The sequence below is a fragment of the Streptomyces sp. NPDC096040 genome, assembly GCF_040303265.1.
In the GTDB taxonomy this organism is placed as follows: Bacteria; Actinomycetota; Actinomycetes; order Streptomycetales; family Streptomycetaceae; genus Streptomyces.
The window spans coordinates 121,310-142,842 of sequence record NZ_JBEOTA010000011.1 but is presented as its reverse complement, the minus strand read 5'-3'; the positions used below and the strand labels follow the sequence as shown (position 1 = coordinate 142,842).

The following is a 21,533-nucleotide window of genomic DNA, read 5'->3' as shown; positions in this document are numbered from 1 at the left end:
CGGCCCGTCCCTCAGGGGCGATGGTGGGGACGGGCCTCCAGGAACCCGGCGAGGCCGGCGGCGTCGGTGCCGATCTTGCGGTAGACGCGGGACAGCAACTGCCGAACGCCCTGCTCGGTGAGGCGCAGCTCCTTGGCGACCACGGCCACCGGGTGGCCCTGGACGGTCAGTTCGGCGGTTCGGAGTTCCTTGGCGGTCAGCGTGTCCGCCTGCACATAGCGCAACGGCAGCGGGCGCAGCCCGGCCACCGAGAGCTCCCCCCGGGCCCGGGCGGCGAGCGCCTCGGCCCCGCAGTGGACGGCGCCTTCCAGCCCCTGGTAGAGCCGTTCGGCGGCCTCCTGCAGCCGCCCGTTGCGGGACAGCGCGGCACCGTGGCCGACCTGGGCGCGGGCGAGTTCGTAGGCGGCGGGCGACTGCTCCAGGTGGTCGACGGCCTCCGCGTACAGATCGACGGCCGCGGGCCCACCGGTCACCTCCGCGAGGGTGTGCAGGGCCTGACCGACGGTGGAGGCGGCCCCGAACTCCCGGGCGCGCCGTACGGCTTCCTGGGCGTGATGGACCGCCTCCTGGGGGGCGGTTGGGGCGAGCGCGGAGGCGAGCCGCAGCTGCCACGGGCACCAGGCCGGGTTGCGCCAGCCCCGAGCGTCCAGCCAGTCCCCGACCGAGGACAGCAGCAGCACCGCCTCGGCATGCCGTCCTTCCGCCAGGAGCAGTTCCGCGTAGACGGTGCGGGGGTCTGGATAGATGACGGCGTTCGGGGTCGCCTCACCGAAGTGGTGCTTGTCGGCGAGTGCGCGTGCCTCGTTGACGCGACCACGGGCGAGCAGGGTCTGGATCAGGATGCCGACGGCGAACCACTGGGCAGGCACGGCCCCTTCGACCCTGTCGGCGATACGCAAACCCTGCAGTTCAAGGTCTTCGGCCTCGGCCAGGCAGCCGCGGCGGTAGCGGATGTAGCCGGCGAGGGTCTGGCCGAGGGCCAGGTGGGAGCCGCACCACCCCTTGGCCAAGCATTCGGCGATCCCCTTGGCGAACAACTCCTCGGCTTGTCGAGGCTGGTCGCCGTACATGAAGACCAGCGCGACCGAGGCGGGTACCTCGAAACCCCGGTTCTCGTCGGTCCAGCTCATGCCGCCGTGCAGGGCCTTGTTCGCATACCCGAGGGCGGTCTGCCGCGGTTCGCCGCGCATGATGGCGTCCCAGGCCCGCAGGCCCAGGATGTAGCGCTCCTCAAGACTGCGGCCCGGCAACTGCTCGGCCAGCCGCGCCAGCGTCCGGGAGCGCGCGGGTGAGTCGCGGTCGTCGGTACGGAACATGCCCCAGACGAACTGATCGGCCTGCATCCGCAGTTTGACGCGCGGATTTGGGGCCTGCTTCGCCTCCTCGGTGGCCACCCGCATGGCCTCGGCCATCTGATCGGTGTGGGCCAGAGCCTGCGCCAGCCGGAAGACGACGGAAGCGCGCAGATCGGGGTCGACGTGGGGCTCCGCCAGCGCCTGCCGCAGATGCCTCACTGTGGCGGTGGGTTCGATCAGGAACGTGGCGCACGCGAGTTCGTGAAGGATCGCGGCACGGTCCTCGGGGCAGGGCGGCTCCTGCAGCGCGCGGGTCAGCAGACGCCCGGCCGCCTCGGTAGCCCCGGCACGAAGGTATTCGCGAGCGGCCTCGCGTAGACACTCGACCGTCTCGGTACTGCCGTCGCAGGGGACCTCCAGCAGATGGCGGGCGGCGGTGGCGGGACCGTATCCGGCGGCCAGGAGCGCCTGCGCGGTGGCATCATGCAGACCCGCACGGAAGTCCGTGCCGATGGATCCGTAGATCGTCGTGGCGATCAGCGGATGGACGAACTCCAGCTCGCCCTCGGGGCCGTGGCCCTCCGTCAGGATCCGGGCCGCGCGTAGTTTCCGGGTCGCCTCGGCGGCGGCCTGCTCGCCGAGTACCGCGATGGTCGCGGCGAGCTGCGGTGCGAAGGGAGAACCCAGTACGGCCGCGGTGTGTGCGAAGCGGACGGTCGCGGTGCCGAGTCGTTCCAGACGCGCGATCAGTCCCGGGCCCTTGATCGTCGCGGCGAGTTCACGCATCGCGGGCAGATCCTCCTCGGTGCCCCTCAGTTTCCGCTCGGCGAGTCCGATGGCGAGTTCCACCGCTTCGAAGGGGCTGCCGCCGGTGGCCGACCAGCACTCCTTGCAGAACTGGTCCTCGGCCGCCTCCCCGATCTCACTCCTGACGATCTGCGCCACGCCGTCGGCGGTCAGCAGCGCCAGGTCATGGGGGCGGCCCCCGTGGTCTGCGACGAGCGTGCGGAGTTCGCCCGCTTCGGACGGCAGTTCGTCGGGCCGGTAGGCGACCACGATCAGCAGCGGAAGGTCTTCGACCCGTGAGGCGAAGGAGGCGAGCCAGCTCAGGGACTCGGCGTCGGCCCAGTGCAGATCGTCCAGGAGCAGGACGACGGGTGCCTGCTGCACCGTAAGGCGTGTCATGACCCAGTCGAGACCGTCGCGGACCCCGGTCGGGTCCGGTGCCGGGGCAGAGCCCCTCGCTTCGAGGCCGAGCACGGCGGCGACGATGTCGTACCAACTTCCCAGGAATGAGTGGAGTTCCGCTTCGTCCATCCTCGCCAGCGAGGGCTGCATCAACTGGCGTACGACGCGGAACGCCGACCCCTGCTCCGATTCGCCACCCCTGCCCGAGAGCACGGTGAGCCCGGATGCCGCGGCCTGGGCCCGGGCTTCCGTCATGAGTGCCGTCTTGCCCAGTCCGGCCCGCCCTGTCAGGGCGAGCAGTCCCCTGCGCCTCGCGCGCGGGACACCGTCCGTGGTGCCCCGCAGCTCCTGGAACGCGGCATCGAGGGCCTCAAGCTCCCGTTGGCGCTCGATCAACGTCCTTCGGTCAGTGATCGACTGCCTAGGCTCCGTCGCCATGTGCCGTACCGCTTTCTGTCGTTCGGCCCAGGAGAGCCGAGCGTACGCCCGGACCAGGTACGGCAGGTCGGATTGGGCACCATAGGGTGAATCATGAACTGCGAGAGAGATAATGTCCGATCTCCGGGTATAGGGTCCGGATGGTCGGGGTCCCGGTGACGCTGTCGCCGGGCGCGTCAGGTGCCCTACGAGACGGCGGGCACCGACACCACGTCGGCGTAGCGTGGCACGGTACGGGACCAGTGGTAACAGCCGCGGATCCAGCCGATCATGCCCTCCACATAGCCGATACCCGCAGAGCTCAACTCCGGCTCTACCTCGGCGTAGAGCTTCTGGAACTCCTCGATCGTGCCGTTGATCTGTTGGATGGCCAGGATGACGGCGGCCTGCAGAGAGCATCGGTGTTCGCGCTGGTGGGCCAGGGCCAGATTGATCATTCCGCCCGTACGCTGTTCCTTCACCGCGGAGAACAGGTCGGGTATCCACACCGCCGCGTCGGCCGACAGCCGGCCCAGCCGCTGTACGACGGGGTGGTGGAGTTCGGCGGGGGACAGTTCGTCTGGCTGGGCGGCCTCGCACAGCGGGTAGAACGGTTCGACGCCCGCGGTAAGCGACCGTATCGAGGTGCAGTCTCCAGCCCGCACCAGAGAGGGCTGGGCCTGCGCCACCGCTTCGTACAGCAGGCCGTGCACGTACTCACGGCTCTTCCAGGCCCACCGCGCGGCCTGCGCGGGTGTGCACCGCTCACGGACCTGTCGGTGGAGGTCGGCCAGGGCTGCTCCGAGGGGGGTGCCGGCCGGTCGGCCGTCCCGAAGAACCGCGATGCTCTCGCACAGCATGGGTACCAACCTGCCCGGAGAGCGTCGGCCGACATCCTCGGCACAGTCGTCGAAGATGAACTGATAGGCGATCTGATTAGCCACGATCTGGAGGAGGGCGGAATCCATGGTGGGACTGTTGTAGGACGCGAGTTCGGCCGGCCGAGTATAAGCGATCATCGCCGCCACACTCGGTTCGCCGGTCAGGCCCCACCTGCTCAGCCATGCGTCGACGCCGGCCGCGGCCTCGGCTTCATGGGGGTTGCGCTGGAAGGGGAAGGGCATGTGGAGGTGGGTGTCGATCAGGTCCCGGAGGTTGGCGGCCGGGGTTTCGTCCAGTACACCGACCGTGATGTCCTCATGTGTTGCCGACAACGTGATCACCTGCCGTTCGGGAGTCCGATACGCGAGGGGCGGCTGCGGCTCGGGGCGCCGCGCCTGACGGCATGCTGGAACGGGCTTCGCAGGCCATGACCAGGGAACGCGGGCCCAGCGTGATCGCGGGGCGCGGTGTCTGTTCGGCGGAGCCGGGCAGATGGCGCAGGCGCCGGCGGCCGGCGATGGTCGCGAGCGCCAGGGTGACCTCCACCATGGCGAACTCGTCGCCGAGGCATTTGCGGTTGCCCGCGGAGAACGGCATCGTCGCGCGGCGCTGTGCGGCGGTCGGCCGCCCCGGCAGCCAGCGGTCGGGGTCGAAGCGCTCGGGGTCGGGGAACCACGACGGATCGTGGTGCAGGAGGTAGGGGCTGTAGAGCACGGTGGCTCCCTTGGGCAGCCGGCACCCGGCGAGTTCCGTCTCCCGGGTTGTGACGCGGGTGAAGAGCCAGCCGGGCGAGGAGTGGCGCAGCGTCTCGGAGACGACGCACCGGGTGTGGACGAGGTGCGGCAGATCGTCGGGGCCGGGCCGGCGGCCGTCGGGGAGGACGGCGTCGAGTTCGGCGTGCAGGCGGCGCTCCGCCTCCGGATGGCGGGCCAGCAGGTTGAAGGCCGCGGCCAGAGCCAGTGCCGATGTCTCGGCGCCGGTGAGCAGGAGCGTGATCAGGTGATCGTGGATCTCCTGGTCGGTGATCGCCGCTGCGCCGCCGTCGTCACGCGCGGCCGCCAGCAGCGTTCCGAGCACGTCGTCACGGTCGGCACCGAGCCGGCGCTTCGCGATCGCCGTGTCGATGATCGCGTGCAGACGGGAGAGGGCGCGGCGATAGCGGCGGTTTGCGGGGGTCGGAAGGCGGAAGAGGGCGTCGACCGGGACGACCGTGCGCAGGAACAGGCCACGGACGACGTCCGCGAGACAGTCCCGCACCTCGGCGGTCGTCGTGTCGTCCAGTGAGTCGGAGAGCAGGACCCGGCTGATCACCCGGGTCGTGAGGGTCATCATCGCCTCGGTGACGGGAACGGTCCCGCCCGCCTGCCACGCCTCGCACACCGACTCGGCCTCCTCGGTGACTAGGTCCGTGTAGGCGGCGACGTGGGAGGGGCGGAAGGCCGGTTGCAGCAGCCTGCGCTTGTCCCGGTGGGTCGGCTGGCGGCAGGTGACGAGACCGTCGCCCATCAGGTTCCCGAGCCTGTCGTAGAGCGGGCCCCCCTTGTCGAAGGTGTGCGGATCCATGAGCACCTCGTGGGTCAGCTCCGGGTGGCACACCATCCAGGCACGCTGGGGGCCCAGCCGTATCTCGACCAGGTCCCCGTGTGCGGGTAAAGAATTCAGAAACGCAAGCGGCCGACGGTATAAGGCGATACCGTGACCGAGGAGAGGGAATATGCCGGGAGCAGTACCTGTCGTCCACGTTCGTTTTTGTTCAGGCACAGCACGGTTCATGGAATCCTCCTGCCTGGTGCTACACGTGAAATGAGTGAACGAGCTTCGGACTTGACCTCCGAGACGAGTCCTGCCCAGGTTTCACGTTTCTCGGTTTCCCGAAACCTTTCTCCAAAGGGGCGCACGGGAGCACGCTGAAGCAGAATCCCCATGTTCTGAACGACTGTTGATGCATTGCGCGTCAACCGGGATCTCCCTGTGTCACTCACGTGTGGTCCCGCCCCATGGGGAACGGGACCACACGCGCTCAGCTTCGTGCACGCGGACGGATTTCAACGCGGGGGACGCAAGGATGTCCTTCTCGCGGAGACCGGTGGAGCAGCGTGCCGCGAGGTCGTCGGTGTGGGCATCTGTGCCTCCCAACGTCGTTGCGAGAAGAAGCGGTTGAGCGCGGGTGTGTGCGGGCGCGGTTCCGTGGTGCTTGACCTGCCTGGGCGGCGGGCCGAGGATCATGAGTCATGACGCAGGGACAGGGCAGCACGGTTGACGGGGTACTGCGGCGCAGCGCCCGGCGCACCCCCGCGCGGGTGGCGCTGGAGTACGGCGAGCGCCGGTGGACGTACGCGGAACTCGACGACGCCGTCTCCCGGGCGGCGAGCGTACTGCTCGACCAGGGCCTCGCCCGCGGCGACCGGGTCGGTACCTACGGGCACAACTCGGACGCGTACCTGATCGCCTTCCTCGCCTGCGCCCGGGCCGGCCTGGTGCATGTGCCGGTCAACCAGAACCTGACCGGCGACGACCTCGCCTACATCGTCGGCCAGTCGGGCAGCTCGCTGGTGCTGGCCGACCCACGTCTGGACGGTCGACTCCCGGACGGGGTGAGGGTGCTGCCGCTGCGGGACGCCGACGGCTCGCTCCTCGCCCGGCTCTCGGCCGCGCCGCCGTACGACGGTCCCGAACCGCGTACCGAGGACCTGGTGCAGTTGCTGTACACCTCGGGGACGACGGCGCTGCCCAAGGGCGCGATGATGACCCACCGGGCGCTGGTGCACGAGTACCTGAGCGCGATCGCCGCCCTCGACCTGAGCGCCGGGGACCGGCCCGCGCACGCGCTGCCGCTCTACCACTCCGCCCAGATGCATGTGTTCCTGCTGCCCTACCTGGCGGTCGGCGCGACCAACATCGTCCTGGACGGCCCCGACGGCGACATTCTCTTCGACCTGATCGAAGCCGGACGCGTGGACAGCCTCTTCGCGCCGCCCACCGTGTGGATCGGGCTGTCCAACCGGCCCGACTTCGCCTCCCGCGACCTGGGCGGACTGCGCAAGGCCTACTACGGGGCGTCGATCATGCCGGTGCCCGTCCTTGAGCGGCTCCGTGAACGGCTGCCGAAACTGGCCCTGTTCAACTGCTTCGGGCAGAGCGAGATCGGGCCCCTGGCCACCGTGCTGGCGCCCGAGGAGCACAAGGGGCGGCTGGACTCCTGCGGCCGTACCGTGCTGTTCGTGGAGGCGCGGGTGGTCGACGAGGACGGCGAGGACGTGCCCGACGGCTCGCCCGGCGAAATCGTCTACCGGTCACCGCAGTTGTGCGAGGGGTACTGGGAGAAGCCCGAGGAGACCCAGGAGGCCTTCCGGGACGGCTGGTTCCACTCCGGTGACCTCGCGGTGCGCGACGCCCACGGCTACCTCACCATCGTCGACCGGGTGAAGGACGTCATCAACTCCGGTGGCGTACTGGTCGCTTCACGACAGGTCGAGGATGCCCTCTACACCCATGAGGCCGTCGCGGAGGCCGCCGTGATCGGCCTGCCCGACGAGCGGTGGATCGAGGCGGTCACGGCGGTCGTCGTGGCGCACGGCGAGGTCGGTGAGGCCGAGCTGATCGCCCATGTGAAGGAGAAGATCCCCGCCTTCAAGGCACCCAAGCGGGTGCTGTTCGTGGACTCGCTACCCCGCAACGCCAGCGGCAAGATCCTGAAGCGGGAGCTGCGGCAACGGTTCGGTGACGCCTCATGAGGATCCAAGAAGTCTGGTTCCATACCTTGCGCGGCTTCCGGTACCACGTCCGCCGTTCACTGGGGGAGTGCACATAGCAGACATGCGCTGCTGCCTCCCCGTCCCCCTTGGCGCACTCGCGGGCATACCCGGCCCCTGCGAGATGCTGCGCTCAGGTTTCCTGCTCGCACCCGCTCTGCTCCGGTCCGCCACCGCCCCCGCGCCCCGTCACCCCCGCTTCCTCGCCGCCGTCCACCTGGAACTGGTCACCCTCACCGAGGACCGCGCCGTCATCACCTGGCACACCGCCCTGCCCGGCACCGACGACGGCACCGGCCGTATGCTGCCCGCCGTCACGGAGGGCGAGGTCGTCTACGGCACCCATCCCGCCCGCCTCAACCGCACCGCGGGTGAGGACCGGCCCACCGCCCACCACCATGTCGAGCTCACCGGCCTGGAGCCGGGCCAGACCTACTACTACCAGGCCCGCTCCCGGGGCGTGCCCGCCGCACCCACCGCGCTGCACCTGGTGCGCGGCAACGCGGCCGGCACCTCCCGGCACGGCCTCGGCTCACCCGGCGGCCCCTACTCCTTCACCACCCCGCAGCCCCCGCCCGGCCGCCATCTGCTCTCCCTCGCCCTCTGCAACGACCTGCACATCGGCGAGACCGTCGCCGGTCTGGTGGCCGGTGTGCCCTTCCTGCGCGGAGTGGCACAGGGGGCCGGACGCACCGCCTATCCGGAGCTGATGAGCCGCGCCGTGGTGGACGAGGCCCGCAGCCGCGGGGCCCACCTGCTGCTGGCGGCCGGTGACATCTCCGCCGGCGGCGGACCGCGCGACCTGGCGGAGGCCAGACGGATCCTGGACGGCTTCGGCACCCACCGGCGGGACTACTTCGTCGTCCGCGGCAACCACGACCGCAACGCGAAGGAGGGCGACACCTTCCGCCGCGCCTTCGGTACACCGGACGGTCCCGGCTACTTCGAGCACGACGTGGGCGGGCTGCGGATCATCGGGCTCGACACCTACGACAAACGCGGGAACGGCGGCGACGCGGGCGGCCTCGGCGCCGAGCAACTGTCCTGGTTCCGGCGCCGGTTGCGCGCCCACCGGGAACAGCCCACCGTGGTCTTCGGACACCATCCGCTCACCGTCCGGGACGCCCTCTTCCCGGTGAGCCCCGCACAGCGCCTCGGCCGCCGCCAGGCCCGCGCGGTCCTCCGGGCCTATGCCGCCGCCCCCGGTGTGTTCCTCCACCATGCCGGCCACACCCACCGGAACAAGCGCATCCATGTGCCTCTCGCCCCCCAGGTGACGCTGCAGGAGGTCGGCGCCGCCAAGGAGTACCCCGGCGGGTTCTTCCTGCTGCGGATCCACTCCGGCGGCTACGCGCTCAACTTCTTCCGGGCCCGCGCCGCCGAGGCCATGGAGTGGAATGAGCGCAGCCGGCGCCAGGCCGGGGGACTGTGGCCGTACCACGCGCTCGGCCGCACGGTCGCCGACCGCAACAGCGTGGCCGTCCGCGACCTGTCCGGCATCAGCCGCCCGGCACAGCTGTCCGCGCCGCCCCGTTCGTCCCAGGGGATGACGGCCGTCCCGAGCCCCCGCCTGGACGTGGCCCAGCGAACGGCGCCTCCGTAGCGTGGGTGCATGTCGACCCTCTGGGAACTCATGCACGACTGCATCCCCGACGACCACGCCCGCCAGGTCACCTCCCGCTACTACCTCGACGAGGCCATGAGCTCGTCGAGGGCACCGGACCGGGTGGTCGACCTCGGGTGCGGGCGCGGTACCTCGGCCGGGCTCTTCCGCCGGCACGACCCCGAGGTGCGGTGGGTGGGCCTCGACATCCGCGACTCCCGGGAGGCCGCGCAGCGCCCAGCGGGAGGCGACCCGGTGGTGTACTTCGACGGCGTCAACATGCCGCTGCGCTCGAACGCCGTACCGCTGATCTACTCACACCAGGTCTTCGAGCATGTCGCCCGGCCCAGGGAACTGCTCGCGGAGGTGGGCAGAGTGCTGCGTCCGGGCGGGCTGTTCATCGGCAGCACCTCCCAGTTCGAGCCCTACCACTCCTTCAGCCTGTGGAACTACACGCCGTACGGCTTCCGGGTGCTGGTGGAGGAGGCAGGACTCGTCCTGGAGGAGATCCGGCCGTCGCTCGACGGCGTGACACTGATCATGCGTACCTACCACGGCACGCGGAAGCAGGATTACGGCCTGTTCTGGCGGAAGGAATCGCCGCTCAACACGGAGATCGACACCTGGGCGCGCGAGAGCCGGCGGAACATGGCCCTGGTGAACCTGCGCAAGCTCACCTTCTGCGGACAGTTCGCGTTCCGGGTGAGCAAGCCGGGACCGAGCGCCTGACACCGCCGCCCGCACGGGTGGGGGCCCTCGAACTCCGTTGCGATACGGCGCCGCCGTCCCCCATGATCAGCGGTATGCCCACCTTCACCGCGGCGGACGGGACCCGCCTCGCCTACCACGTCAGAGGCGAGGGCGAACCGCTCGTCGTGCTGCCGGGCGGCCCCATGCGTGCCTCCGACTACCTCGGGGACCTGGGCGGGATGGCCGCCCACCGCCTGCTGATCCTGCTCGATCTGCGGGGGACCGGCGACTCCGCGGTGCCCGCCGACCCCGCGTCGTACCGCTGTGACCGGCAGGTCGACGACGTGGAGATGTTGCGGGCCCACATAGGGCTCGACCACATGGACGTACTGTCGCACTCGGCGGGCGCGAGCCTGGCGACCCTGTACGCGGCGGCCCATCCGCACCGGGTGCGGCGGCTCGCGCTGATCACCGGCAATCCCTCGGCGCTCGGCCTGAGGACCACGCCCGAGGAGCGGCTGACGGCGGCCCGGCAGCGGTCTGGGGAGCCCTGGTTCGACAAGGCGTTCCCCGCGCTGGAGGCATGGCTCACCGGCACCGGGGACTTCGACGAGGCGTTCGTGCCCTTCTTCTACGGCCGTTGGGACGACACCGCCCGGGCCCATGACGCGGCCGCCGAGGAACAGACCAACGACGAGGCAGGCGAGCGCTACTTCGCCGAAGGCGCCTTCACACCCGGCGCCACCCGGACCGCCCTGCGCGCCCTCACCGCCCCCGTCCTGCTGTACGCGGGCGAACTCGACGGCGGACCCAGCCCGGCGCTGGCCCGGCGCGCCGCCGAGGCCTTCCCGAACGCCGAGGTCACCGTCCACCCCGGCGCCGGTCACTACCCCTGGCTCGACGAGCCCGAAGGGTTCGTCCGCCGTACCCTCGGCTTCCTGGACGCCTGAGCCGCGCTCAGTCCCGCGGCCCGAATGCCTTCAGGGAGCGCTTGCGGAACTGGTTCATCGCCCAGATCGGGGCGTCCCCGGCCGGCTTCGGACCCGGCGTCCAGCCCCAGCCGGCGACCCGGTCCAGGACCTTCCGGTCATGGGCGACGATCGTGGTCGGGACGTCCCCGCGCGGGCTGCCCGCGACGACCTCCGGGCGGGGCTGGTGGTCGCCGAGGAACACCAGGACCGTGGTCTGGTCGGCGTAGCGCCGCATGAACCCGAACAGGCCGCGCAGCGAGTACTCGACGGAGTCCGGGTACTCGGTGCGCACGCGCTCCGTGTCCTTCCAGACCTCCGCCGGGTCTTGCCCGCCTTCCGGATCGGCCCGAAGACCGAGCCGTCGCCCAGATGCCGTCGTGACACTGTGCGTGATCCATGTCGAATCGTGCGCACAGAGTACGGCCCCCGGACCGCCGCGCCGCGGTGGTACACCCGTGCGTCCTACCGGTCGGCGGCGACCGCCACCGCGCGCGCCCACCGGTAGTCCGCCTTGCCGCTCGGCGACCGCCGGATGGACTCGGTGATCACCAGCTGACGGGGGATCTTGTATCCGGCCAGCTGGGTACGGCAGTGGGTCTGGATGTCCGTGAGAGAGGGCCGCACGGCGCCCTCGCGCAGCTGCACCACGGCCGCCACATGGTTGCCCCACTTGGCGTCCGGCACCCCGGCCACCAACGCGTCGTACACGTCCGGATGGGACTTCAGGGCCTGCTCGACCTCCTCCGGGTAGACCTTCTCGCCCCCGGTGTTGATGCACTGCGAGCCCCGGCCGAGCACCGTGACGACACCGTCCTCGTCGACCGTTCCCATGTCACCGAGGAGCACCCAGCGCCGGCCGTCCTTCTCGAAGAAGGTCTCGGCCGTTTTCCGCGGGTCGTTGTAGTAGCCGAGCGGCACATGGCCGCACTGCGCGACCCGGCCGATCTCGCCCGGCGCGACCGGCTCGTGGGTGGCCGGGTCGACCACCTGCGTACGGGAGTTGACGCGGACGCGGAACCGGCTGCCGGCCCCGGAGTCGTTCGTCGCGGTGCCGTTGAAGCCGGACTCGGAGGATCCGAAGTTGTTGAGCAGCATGCAGTTCGGGACGAGTTCGCTGAACTGCCGGCGCACCGTCTCGGAGAGGATCGCGCCGGAGGAGGAGACACTGAACATGGAGGAGCAGTCGGTGCCCTTCAGCGGCCCTCTCAGAGCGTCGATCAGCGGGCGCAGCATCGCGTCGCCGACCAGGGACATGCTGGTGACCTTCTCCTTCTCGACGGTCCGGAGCACTTCCTCGGGCACGAACTTGCGGTGGATCACCACCCGTTGCCCGAAGTTGAAGCCGATGAACGTCGTGAGGGTCGACGTGCCGTGCATCAGCGGGGGAGTGGGGAAGAAGGTGATGCCGGTGCCGCCCGCCGCGACCCGCTCGGCCAGCTCCTGCGGCCGCTTCACCGGCTCACCGGTCGGCGCACCACCACCCAACCCGGCGAAGAACAGGTCCTCCTGACGCCAGATCACACCCTTGGGCATCCCGGTGGTGCCGCCGGTGTAGATGATGAACTGGTCGTCCGCCGAGCGCGCCGCGAAGCCCCGCCCGGGCGAGCCCGCCGCCTCGGCCTCCGCGAAGGACACGGCCTTCGGGCCCGAGTCCGGCTCGCCCACCCGCACCAGGTGCCGCAGCTTCGGCGCCCGCGGCAGCGCCGCCGCCACCCGGTCGCCGAACTCCGCGTCGAAGACCAGCGCGACCAGGTCGGCATCCTGATAGAGGTACACCAACTCCTCTTCCACGTAGCGGTAGTTGACGTTGACCGGTACGACCCGCGCCTTCAGGCAGCCGAGCACCGTCTGGAGGTACTCGACCCCGTTGTAGAGGTGAAGCCCGAGATGCTCGCCCGGGCGGATCCCACTGTCCACCAGATGGTGGCCGATGCGGTTGGCGGCCGCGTCAAGCTCCGCGTAGGTCAGCCGGCGCTCCTCGCCCGTGCCGGGGTGGTCGAGGTACACGAGCGCCTCGCGGTCCGCGGCCACGTCGACGACCGACTCGAACAGATCGGCAAGGTTGTACTCCACCGCTCCTCCTGACCCCGGCGACCATGGCGAACAAAGGCGCACTTGTCGGTTCGCCGGTCATCAGAGCAAAGGGCGCGGCAAGTGTGAAGGGTTCGCGCGAAGAAATCTGACTGACTGTCAGAAAACCCTTGAAGTGCCTCCCGCCCTACTGCAACCTGTTCTCGTTCCGGCAGAGGGGAGAGGTCCATGGGTGGGACGGAACACCTCACCGTACGGCGCCAGGGCGCCACACTGGTGCTCACGCTCAACAGGCCCGAGGCGAAGAACGCGCTGTCGATTTCCATGCTCGTCGGCCTGTACGACGGCTGGATCGAGGCCGACGAGGACGACACGGTCCGCTCGATCGTGCTCACCGGAGCAGGCGGCGCCTTCTGCGCCGGGATGGACCTCAAGGCGCTGGCCGGCAAGGGCATGGCGGGCGAGCACCTCCGCGACCGGCTGAAGGCCGACCCGGACCTGCACTGGAAGGCGATGCTCCGTCATCATCGCCCGCGCAAACCGGTGATCGCCGCCGTCGAGGGTTACTGCGTCGCGGGCGGCACCGAGATCCTCCAGGGCACCGACATCCGGGTCGCGGGCGAGTCCGCGACCTTCGGGCTCTTCGAGGTCAGACGGGGGCTCTTCCCGATCGGCGGCTCCACGGTCCGGCTCCAACGCCAGATCCCGCGCACCCACGCCCTGGAGATGCTGCTCACCGGACGGCCGTACACCGCCCGCGAAGCCGCCTCCGTCGGGCTCGTCGGCCATGTCGTCCCGGACGGTGGCGCGCTCGACAAGGCCCTGGAGATCGCCGAACAGATCAACGCCTGCGGCCCGCTGGCGGTCGAGGCGGTCAAGGCCTCTGTATACGAGACCGCGGAGCTGACCGAGACCGACGGGCTCGCCGCCGAACTCAAACGCGGCTGGCCGATCTTCGACACCGCCGACGCGAAGGAAGGCGCCCGCGCCTTCGCGGAGAAGCGGCCGCCCCTCTACAAGCGCCACTGAAGGAGACCGGGCATGCCCGAAGTCCTCAAAGCCCCGCTCGTCGTCGAGTTCCCCTTCACCCGCTCCCTCGGACCCGTCCAGAGCGCCTTCCTCACCGGCCTGCGCGAACGAGTCGTCCTCGGCGTGCGGACCGGCGACGGCCGCACCCTCGTCCCGCCCGTCGAGTACGACCCGGTCACCGCCGACGAGATCCGCGAACTGGTCGAGGTCGCCCCCACCGGCACCGTCACCACCTGGGCCTGGAACCACGAACCCCGCCGCGGCCAGCCCCTCGACACCCCCTTCGCCTGGGTCCTGGTCCGACTCGACGGCGCCGACACCGCACTGCTGCACGCCCTTGACGCCCCCGGCCCCGATGCCGTCCGCACCGGCATGCGAGTCCGCGTCCGCTGGGCCGAGGAGCGGTCGGGTGCCATCACCGACATCGCGTGCTTCGAACCGTACGACGGCGCGGCGGCCGAACCGACCGGCCACAGCGGCGAGTTCGAGGACGCCGTGCAAGGCATCGTCGCCCACGCCCGCCTCGACTACACCTACTCGCCCGGCCGCGCCCAGTCCGCCTACATCAACGCCCTCTCCACCCGGCGGACCTACGGCGAGCGCTGCCCCTCCTGCCGCAAGGTGTACGTCCCGCCGAGGGGTGCGTGCCCCACATGTGGGGTGGCCACATCAGAACAGGTCGAAGTGGGTCCCGGGGGCACGGTCACCACCTTCTGCATCGTCAACATCAAGGCGAAGAACCTCGACATCGAGGTGCCGTACGTCTACGGGCACATCGCCCTCGACGGCGCCGGCCTCGCCCTGCACGGCCGGATCGGCGGCATCCCCTACGACCAGGTGCGGATGGGCCTCAGGGTCGAGCCGGTGTGGACCGAGGGGGCCCGCTACCCCGACCACTACCGGCCCACCGGCGAACCCGACGCGGACTACGAGACATACAAGGAGCTGCTGTGACGAGGGAGGAAGCATCCGGCGCCCGGGACATCGCCGTCGTCGCCTTCGCGCAGACCGACCACCGGCGCACCAGCGAGGAGCTCTCCGAGGTGGAGATGCTCATGCCGGTCCTGCACGACGTACTCCAGCAGACCGGTCTGCGCACCGCCGACATCGGCTTCACCTGCTCCGGCTCCAGCGACTACCTGGCCGGCCGCGCCTTCTCCTTCACCCTCGCCCTCGACGGCGTCGGCGCGTGGCCGCCGATCTCCGAGTCGCACGTCGAGATGGACGGCGCCTGGGCGCTGTACGAGGCGTGGACCAAGCTGCTCACCGGGGACGCCGACACCGCACTCGTCTACTCGTACGGCAAGTCCTCACCGGGCTCTGTCCGGGACGTGCTCACCCGCCAGCTCGACCCCTACTACGTGGCCCCCCTCTGGCCGGACTCCGTCGCCCTCGCCGCGCTCCAGGCGCAGGCCTTGATCGACGCGGGCGAGACCGACGAGCCCGCGCTCTCCGCCGTCGGCGCCCGCAGCCGGGCCGATGCCGGTGCCAACTCCCATGCCCAGCTGCGGGGTCCGGTGCCCCAGGGCGACTACCTCGTACGACCGCTGCGCACCGGCGACTGCCCGCCCATCGGGGACGGGGCCGCCGCGGTGATCCTCGCGGCCGGGGAACGGGCCCGCGAGCTGTGCTCCCGGCCCGCCTGGATCCGGGGCATCGACCACCGCATCGAGGCGCACAGCCTCGGCGTCCGCGACCTGACCGACGCGCCGTCCGCCCGGCTCGCCGCCGAGCGGGCCGGCGCCTTCGAACGGCCCGTCGACACCGCCGAACTGCACGCCCCGTTCAGCTCCCAGGAGGTCGTCCTCCGCAGGGCGCTGCGGCTCGGCGACGACGTACGGGTGAACCCGTCCGGCGGGGCCCTCGCCGCCAACCCGATCATGGCCGCAGGGCTGATCCGCATCGGCGAGGCCGCCGCCCGCATCCACCGCGGCGACTCCGACCGCGCCCTCGCCCACGCCACCTCCGGGCCCTGTCTGCAGCAGAACCTGGTCGCCGTACTCGAAGGGGACCCACTGGAGAGCCCCTCTCAGGAAGGGGATCCGCGATGAGCAAGGAGCCCGTGGCCGTCGTAGGGATCGGCCAGACCAAGCACGTGGCGGCCCGGCGGGACGTGTCGATCGCCGGACTGGTCCGGGAGGCCGCGCAACGCGCGCTCGACGACGCCGAGTTGGCCTGGGCCGGCGTCGACGCCGTCGTCATCGGCAAGGCACCCGACTTCTTCGAGGGCGTGATGATGCCCGAGCTGTACCTGGCGGACGCGCTGGGGGCGGTCGGCAAACCCATGTTGCGGGTCCACACAGCGGGGTCCGTCGGCGGCTCCACGGCACTCGTCGCGGCCAACCTGGTCGCCGCCCGCGTCCACTCCACCGTGCTGACCCTCGCCTTCGAAAAACAGTCCGAGTCCAACGCCATGTGGGGACTGTCCCTGCCGATCCCCTTCCAGCAGCCGCTGCTGGCGGGCGCGGGCGGTTTCTTCGCCCCCCATGTGCGGGCCTACATGCGGCGCACCGGCGCCCCCGACACGGTCGGCTCGCTGGTCGCCTACAAGGACCGCCGCAACGCGCTCAAGAACCCCTACGCCCACCTCCACGAGCACGACATCACTCTGGAGAAGGTCCAGGCGTCCCCCATGTTGTGGGACCCCATCCGCTACTCGGAGACCTGCCCCTCCTCCGACGGCGCCTGCGCCATGGTCCTCACCGACCGGGCCGGAGCCGTCCGCTCCCCGAAACCGCCCGCCTGGATGCTGGGCGGCGCCATGCGCAGCGAACCCACCCTGTTCGCGGGCAAGGACGCCGTCTCGCCGCAGGCCGGCAAGGACTGCGCGGCCGACGTCTACCGCCAGGCCGGTGTCGCCGACCCCCGCCGGGACATCGACGCCGTCGAGATGTACGTACCGTTCTCGTGGTACGAGCCCATGTGGCTGGAGAACCTCGGCTTCGCCGACGAGGGTGAAGGCTGGAAACTCACCGAATCGGGCGTCACCGAACTCGACGGGGACCTCCCCGTCAACATGTCGGGCGGTGTCCTCTCCACCAATCCGATCGGCGCCTCCGGCATGATCCGCTTCGCGGAGGCCGCCCTCCAGGTGCGTGGCCAGGCCGGAGAACACCAGGTGGACGGCGCCCGCAAGGTGCTCGGGCACGCCTACGGCGGCGGCTCCCAGTTCTTCTCGATGTGGCTGGTCGGCGCCGCGGCCCCCGACTCCTGAAAGGTCCCCTTCACGTGGCCTGTTGAGTGCCGGAACCGAAAGCTAGGCTGGCCGCGGACGACGAATTCGGGAGGAGCACGGACGTGGCCGAGAGCACCATCCAGCAGCAGTCGGTACTGGGCTGGGACAAGCCGGAGCTGGACCTCAGCGAGGCGGAGTGGCAGTCCAGCAGCCGTGGCGTGGGGGATGTCCAGATCGCCTTTGTCGAGGGATTCATCGCGATGCGCAACAGCGGCCGCCCGCAGAGCCCTTCCCTCATCTTCACCCCCGCCGAATGGGGCGCCTTCGTTTCGGGGGCCCGGGAGGGCGAGTTCGACCTGACCTGAGCGCCGCCTCCCCCCACGGTTCTGTCGGCAGAGAGGTGAACCGGGGGGTGTTCCGCAAGGATTTCCGGACACGTGACCGGCAGCGCCCTTCCGGGGCCGCAGCCTGCGACAGGCTGGCCCCGGACAGGGAAGGTCGTATTCCGGAGGTGGGCAATGAGCACTGCGCCGGTCATCGCCGCGGTGGACGGTTCGGACGACAGCCTGCGCGCCCTGGACTGGGCCCTTGACGCGGCCCGGCGACGGGCCGCGCCGCTGCGGGTGGTGCATGTGCGCCAGTACGCCGCGTGGGGGCAGCCGGACGTGCTGGTCGCCGGGGAGCCCGACGCGGCCGGCGACCCCGTCCTCGACGAGGCCCGCGACCGGCTGGTCGCCGACGCGGTGGGACCGGTCGCCGAGTACCCGGCCGTCGAGTACGTCGCCCTGGAGGGCGCTCCGTCCGCGCTGCTGCCCGAACTGGGCTCCGACGCCCAGCTGCTGGTGCTCGGCTCCCGGGGCCGCGGCGGCTTCGCCAGCCTGATCCTGGGCTCGAACGGCATGGCCGCCGCCCGCGACGCCCGGTGCCCGGTGGTCGTCGTACCCCGGCCGGGGCGGGAGGTGCACGACCAGCTGCCCGCGCAGCCCGGGCCCCGGGTCGTCGTCGGCGTGGACGTGGACAGCCCCGACGACGCCACCCTCGCCTTCGGCTTCGAGGAGGCCGTGTGGCGCGGCGCCCGGCTCCAGGTGATCGCCGCCTACCCGTGGCCGGTCCAGTTCTGGGCCACGGCCGGGGAGCTCGCCCCGCCGACCGTCGACCAGGACGAGGTCGAGCAGGAGACCCGCACCCTCGCCGAGGGCTTTCTCGCCCCGCACCTCAAGGAGTACCCGAACGTGCGCGCCGAGGTGCTCGCGCTGCCCGGAGACGCGGCCGGCGCCCTGGTCGCCGCCTCCAAGGACGCCGAACTGGTCGTCGTCGGCCGCCACCGCAGGCGCCTGCTCGCCCCTGCCCGCATGATGGGCTCGGTCACCCAGGCCGTCCTGCTGCACGCGGCCGGCCCCGTCGCGGTGATCCCGCCGTCGTCGTCCGAAGAGTCCTGAAGTGTCCCGTCAAGCCCCTTGGGTCAGTAACCGTCAGTAGGGGGCGGACCACGCTCATCGAGCGTACGCTGAGCTGCCTGTAAGCCACGGTGCGCGCCCGCTCCCCGCGCTCGCACATCACCGTGGCGGGGGGTGGTCATGGGACAGCGGGTCCTTCGCAACCGACGGACGCTCTACGAACGTGAGAGCGAACTCGCTGTCGTCGACGAGGCGTTGGCCGAGCTCACCGGTCTGAGCGCGGACGGCGCCACACCTGCCGACCGACCGCTCGGCGCAGTGCTGGCCTTCGCCGGCCGCGCCGGCATCGGCAAGACCGCCCTCCTCGCCGAGGTCCGCCGCCGCGCCACCGCGCAGGGCTGCACCGTGCTCTCCGCCCGCGGCGGCGACCAGGAACAGCGCGTCGCCTTCCACGTCGCCCGCCAGCTCCTGCAACCCCGCCTCGCCGGCGCCCCGGAGGCCGAACTCCGCGCCTCACTGGGCAGTTGGTACGACATCGTCGGTCCCGCACTCGGCCTCTGCGCCCCCACCGAGGGCGCCCCGCCCGACCAGCAGGGCCTGCGTGACGGCCTCGACTGGGTGCTCACCCACCTCGCCGTGCGCCGGGCGCCGATGGTCCTCGTCCTCGACGACGCACACTGGGCCGACCCCGAATCCCTGGGCTGGCTCGCCGCGTTCGCACCCCGCGCCGAGCAACTCCCGCTGCTCGTCGTCGTCGCCTACCGGCCCGAGGAACTCCCGGACCACGCCGAGTCGTTGCGCGGACTGCCCGGCCGGGCCGGCGGCCGCCCGCACGACCTGGAACCGCTCAGCGCCGACGCCGTCGCCGGCCTGGTCCGCGAGAGCCTCGGCGCCCACGCCGACGACACGTTCTGCCACGAGTGCTGGGCCGTCACCGCCGGCAACCCCTTCGAGACCGTCGAACTGACCGCCAAGGTCCACGACCGCGGCCTCGACCCCACCGAAGCCGGCGCACCCCTGCTGCGCGACCTCGCCGCCGCCGTCAAGGGCAGCGGGCTGATCGCCCGCCTCGAACGCCTCGGCCCCTCCACCGTCCGGTTCGCCTGGGCCTGCGCGGTGCTCGGCACCGAGATCCATCACGCGCTCGCCGCCGCCGTCGCCGGCCTCGGCCACGAGGAGGCCGCGGACGCCGCCGACGCCCTGCGCGGCGCCCGCGTCCTCACCGGCGCCGAGACCCTGGAGTTCGTCCACCCGCTGATCGCCACCGCCGTCTACCGGGCCATCCCGCCCGGCGTCCGGGTCGCCCTGCACGGCCAGGCCGCCTGGTGCGTCACCGACGACGGGCAGAGCGCCGCCACCGCCGCCCGCCACCTCCTCGAGACCCACCCCGAGGGCGACACCTGGGTCGTCCAGAGACTGCGCGCCGCCGCCGGCGAGACCCTGCGGGCCGGCGCCCCCGACGCCGCCTGCCGCTACCTCGCCCGCGCCCTGCGCGAACCCCCGCCCGCCAAGGACCGCGCCGCCGTCCTCTACGAACTCGGCAGCGCCTCCCTGCTCACCGAACCCGCCACCACCGTCAACCACCTGCGCGCGGCCCTGGCGGAACCGATCGCCGAACCCGAGCTACGCCAGAACATCGTCTACCGGCTCTCCCAGGTTCTCGCCCACAGCGACCGGCTCGCCGAGGCCTCCGAGAGCCTCGCCCGGGAGATCCGGGTGAGCGGCGACGCCCGGGTCCGGCTGCGGATGCTCTCCGAACAGTTCATGTGGGACGCCTTCCGCGCCGACGAACCCGACCACCCCTCCCGCTCCCGCCGGCTCGCCCGGCTCGCCGACCGGCTCCAGGGCCGCGACCTCACCGAGCGCTACATCATCGGTCTGCGCACCTGGGACGCGGTCCAGCGCGGCGAACCCGCGTCCGTCGCCCTCCGGCACGCCGAACGCGCCCTCGCCGGCGGCCTCGGCTGGGCCGAACCGGACCGCGGTTTCGAGGTCCCCGTCCTGGTCGCCCTCGCCTTCACGTACGCCGACCGGCCGGACCGCACCGAGGAACTCTTCGCCGCCGGCACCGCCGACTTCGAACGCCAGGGCTGGCGCGGCGCGCACCTCTCGTTCGCCTACACGCTCCTCGGATACGTCCGCTACCGGCGCGGCCGCCTCGCCGAGGCCGAGGAACTGGTCCGCTCCGGACTGCGCCTCGCCGAACGCGTCGGCCCCGGCACCCCCGTCCACTGGTACGCGGTCGGCACCCTCGTCCAGACCCTCCTCGCCCGCGGCCGTACCGACGAGGCGACCCGGCTCGCCGAGGACCACTCCTTCCACGAGCCCTTCCCGGCGGCCGTGGTCTTCCCCGACGTCCAGACGGTCTACGGTGAACTGCTCCTCGCCCGTGGCCTCACCGAGGACGCGGCGGCCGAGCTCGCGGCCGCGGGTCGCCGCCTCGAACCACGCGGCATCCGCAACCCGGCGTGGTGCCCCTGGCAGCTCCACCTGGCCCGCGCCGAAAGCCACGACACACCCGGCCGCGCCCTGGCCACGGCCCTGGAAGCGGTCGGCCGCGCCCGCCAGTTCGGCGCCCCGTCGGCGATCGGCCAGGCCCTGCGCACAGCGGCGGAGGTCTCGACGGGCCCGGCCCGCCTGACCTACCTGAAGGAGGCGGTGACCCACCTGGAACGCTCCCCGGCAGCCTACGAACTCGCGTGCGCGCTGGTAGCCCTGGGCACAGCGCTCCATGACCCCGCCCACCTCCGCAGGGGCCTGGAAACAGCCGAACAGTGCGGGGCGGACGGCCTGGCGGACGAGGCACGAGCCGAGCTCGCCTCCACTATGAAACAGGCGGAGGGGGCAACCCCATAGGGCCTGTCTGACAATGCCCGTCTGCCTCGCGACGCCATGCACGCACTCTCGCCGCACCGGGCGCAGACCCAAGTACGTCCAGTACGAGTGCCTACGCCCGGCAACTCCCCCAGCCTCCGGCCGGGGGGAACCCCCAGAGCACGCACCTGACGCCGCGAGGCCGCCCTCCGGGCGACGACGGGAATTGTCAGACAGGCCCTCGGGCCGCGGGACGGTATCCGACATGCGGCTCCGCCGCTCGGGCGCG

The 21,533-nt window shown here is 71.4% G+C and carries 16 protein-coding genes; 11 read left to right on the top strand and 5 right to left on the bottom strand.

The features are described 5' to 3' along the window. Nucleotides 1-11: 11 nt before the first annotated feature. The 3 genes from ABTY98_RS17070 to ABTY98_RS17060 form a co-directional block, all read right to left on the bottom strand. Nucleotides 12-2,921 (bottom strand): ATP-binding protein, encoded by a 2,910-nt coding sequence (locus ABTY98_RS17070; protein WP_352221713.1) that lies wholly within the window; start codon nucleotides 2,919-2,921, stop codon nucleotides 12-14. Between the two features lie 185 nt (nucleotides 2,922-3,106). Beyond that, on the bottom strand, nucleotides 3,107-4,114 hold the full coding sequence (locus ABTY98_RS17065; protein ID WP_502994246.1) for a (-)-alpha-amorphene synthase: 1,008 nt from the start codon (nucleotides 4,112-4,114) through the stop codon (nucleotides 3,107-3,109). Continuing rightward, nucleotides 4,098-5,555 carry a cytochrome P450 gene (locus ABTY98_RS17060; protein ID WP_352221711.1) on the bottom strand — a complete coding sequence of 486 codons (1,458 nt, stop codon included), beginning with the start codon at nucleotides 5,553-5,555 and terminating at the stop codon, nucleotides 4,098-4,100. The genes ABTY98_RS17065 and ABTY98_RS17060 overlap by 17 nt, the downstream gene beginning before the upstream one ends. A 458-nt stretch (nucleotides 5,556-6,013) precedes the next feature. Here ABTY98_RS17060 and ABTY98_RS17055 point away from each other — a divergent pair, with 458 nt between their 5' ends. From ABTY98_RS17055 to ABTY98_RS17040, 4 genes are all read left to right on the top strand, one after another. Further along, complete coding sequence (locus ABTY98_RS17055) at nucleotides 6,014-7,516, top strand: acyl-CoA synthetase (RefSeq protein WP_352221710.1); 1,503 nt, start codon at nucleotides 6,014-6,016, stop codon at nucleotides 7,514-7,516. Nucleotides 7,517-7,583: 67 nt separating this feature from the next. Next, nucleotides 7,584-9,137, top strand: a complete 1,554-nt coding sequence (locus ABTY98_RS17050; protein ID WP_352221709.1) for a purple acid phosphatase family protein — start codon at nucleotides 7,584-7,586, stop codon at nucleotides 9,135-9,137. Nucleotides 9,138-9,146: 9 nt separating this feature from the next. Further along, nucleotides 9,147-9,866, top strand: a complete 720-nt coding sequence (locus ABTY98_RS17045) for a class I SAM-dependent methyltransferase (protein WP_352221708.1) — start codon at nucleotides 9,147-9,149, stop codon at nucleotides 9,864-9,866. A 74-nt stretch (nucleotides 9,867-9,940) separates the two neighbouring features. Continuing rightward, on the top strand, nucleotides 9,941-10,777 hold the full coding sequence (locus ABTY98_RS17040) for an alpha/beta fold hydrolase (RefSeq protein ID WP_352221707.1): 837 nt from the start codon (nucleotides 9,941-9,943) through the stop codon (nucleotides 10,775-10,777). A gap of 7 nt (nucleotides 10,778-10,784) precedes the next feature. On the opposite strand, the gene ABTY98_RS17035 is transcribed toward ABTY98_RS17040, so the two are convergent. After that, nucleotides 10,785-11,090 carry a hypothetical protein gene (locus ABTY98_RS17035; RefSeq protein WP_352221706.1) on the bottom strand — a complete coding sequence of 102 codons (306 nt, stop codon included), beginning with the start codon at nucleotides 11,088-11,090 and terminating at the stop codon, nucleotides 10,785-10,787. 170 nt (nucleotides 11,091-11,260) lie between these two features. Beyond that, entirely contained in the window at nucleotides 11,261-12,871 is a 1,611-nt protein-coding gene (locus ABTY98_RS17030) for an acyl-CoA synthetase (RefSeq protein WP_352221705.1), read from the bottom strand. A gap of 186 nt (nucleotides 12,872-13,057) precedes the next feature. Here ABTY98_RS17030 and ABTY98_RS17025 point away from each other — a divergent pair, with 186 nt between their 5' ends. From ABTY98_RS17025 to ABTY98_RS16995, 7 genes are all read left to right on the top strand, one after another. Beyond that, a complete protein-coding gene (locus tag ABTY98_RS17025; protein ID WP_352221704.1) occupies nucleotides 13,058-13,858 on the top strand; it encodes a crotonase/enoyl-CoA hydratase family protein in 801 nt (266 codons plus the stop codon). 12 nt (nucleotides 13,859-13,870) lie between these two features. Further along, a complete protein-coding gene (locus tag ABTY98_RS17020) occupies nucleotides 13,871-14,812 on the top strand; it encodes a Zn-ribbon domain-containing OB-fold protein (RefSeq protein ID WP_352221703.1) in 942 nt (313 codons plus the stop codon). Continuing rightward, nucleotides 14,809-15,909 carry a thiolase family protein gene (locus ABTY98_RS17015; protein ID WP_352221702.1) on the top strand — a complete coding sequence of 367 codons (1,101 nt, stop codon included), beginning with the start codon at nucleotides 14,809-14,811 and terminating at the stop codon, nucleotides 15,907-15,909. Before ABTY98_RS17020 ends, ABTY98_RS17015 begins: the two co-directional genes overlap by 4 nt. Continuing rightward, complete coding sequence (locus tag ABTY98_RS17010) at nucleotides 15,906-17,072, top strand: thiolase family protein (RefSeq protein ID WP_352221701.1); 1,167 nt, start codon at nucleotides 15,906-15,908, stop codon at nucleotides 17,070-17,072. The genes ABTY98_RS17015 and ABTY98_RS17010 overlap by 4 nt, the downstream gene beginning before the upstream one ends. Before the next feature lie 83 nt (nucleotides 17,073-17,155). After that, entirely contained in the window at nucleotides 17,156-17,398 is a 243-nt protein-coding gene (locus ABTY98_RS17005; protein WP_352221700.1) for a DUF397 domain-containing protein, read from the top strand. A gap of 153 nt (nucleotides 17,399-17,551) precedes the next feature. Continuing rightward, complete coding sequence (locus ABTY98_RS17000) at nucleotides 17,552-18,472, top strand: universal stress protein (RefSeq protein ID WP_352221699.1); 921 nt, start codon at nucleotides 17,552-17,554, stop codon at nucleotides 18,470-18,472. Between the two features lie 138 nt (nucleotides 18,473-18,610). Then, nucleotides 18,611-21,286 (top strand): ATP-binding protein, encoded by a 2,676-nt coding sequence (locus ABTY98_RS16995; protein WP_352221698.1) that lies wholly within the window; start codon nucleotides 18,611-18,613, stop codon nucleotides 21,284-21,286. Nucleotides 21,287-21,533: the final 247 nt, after the last annotated feature.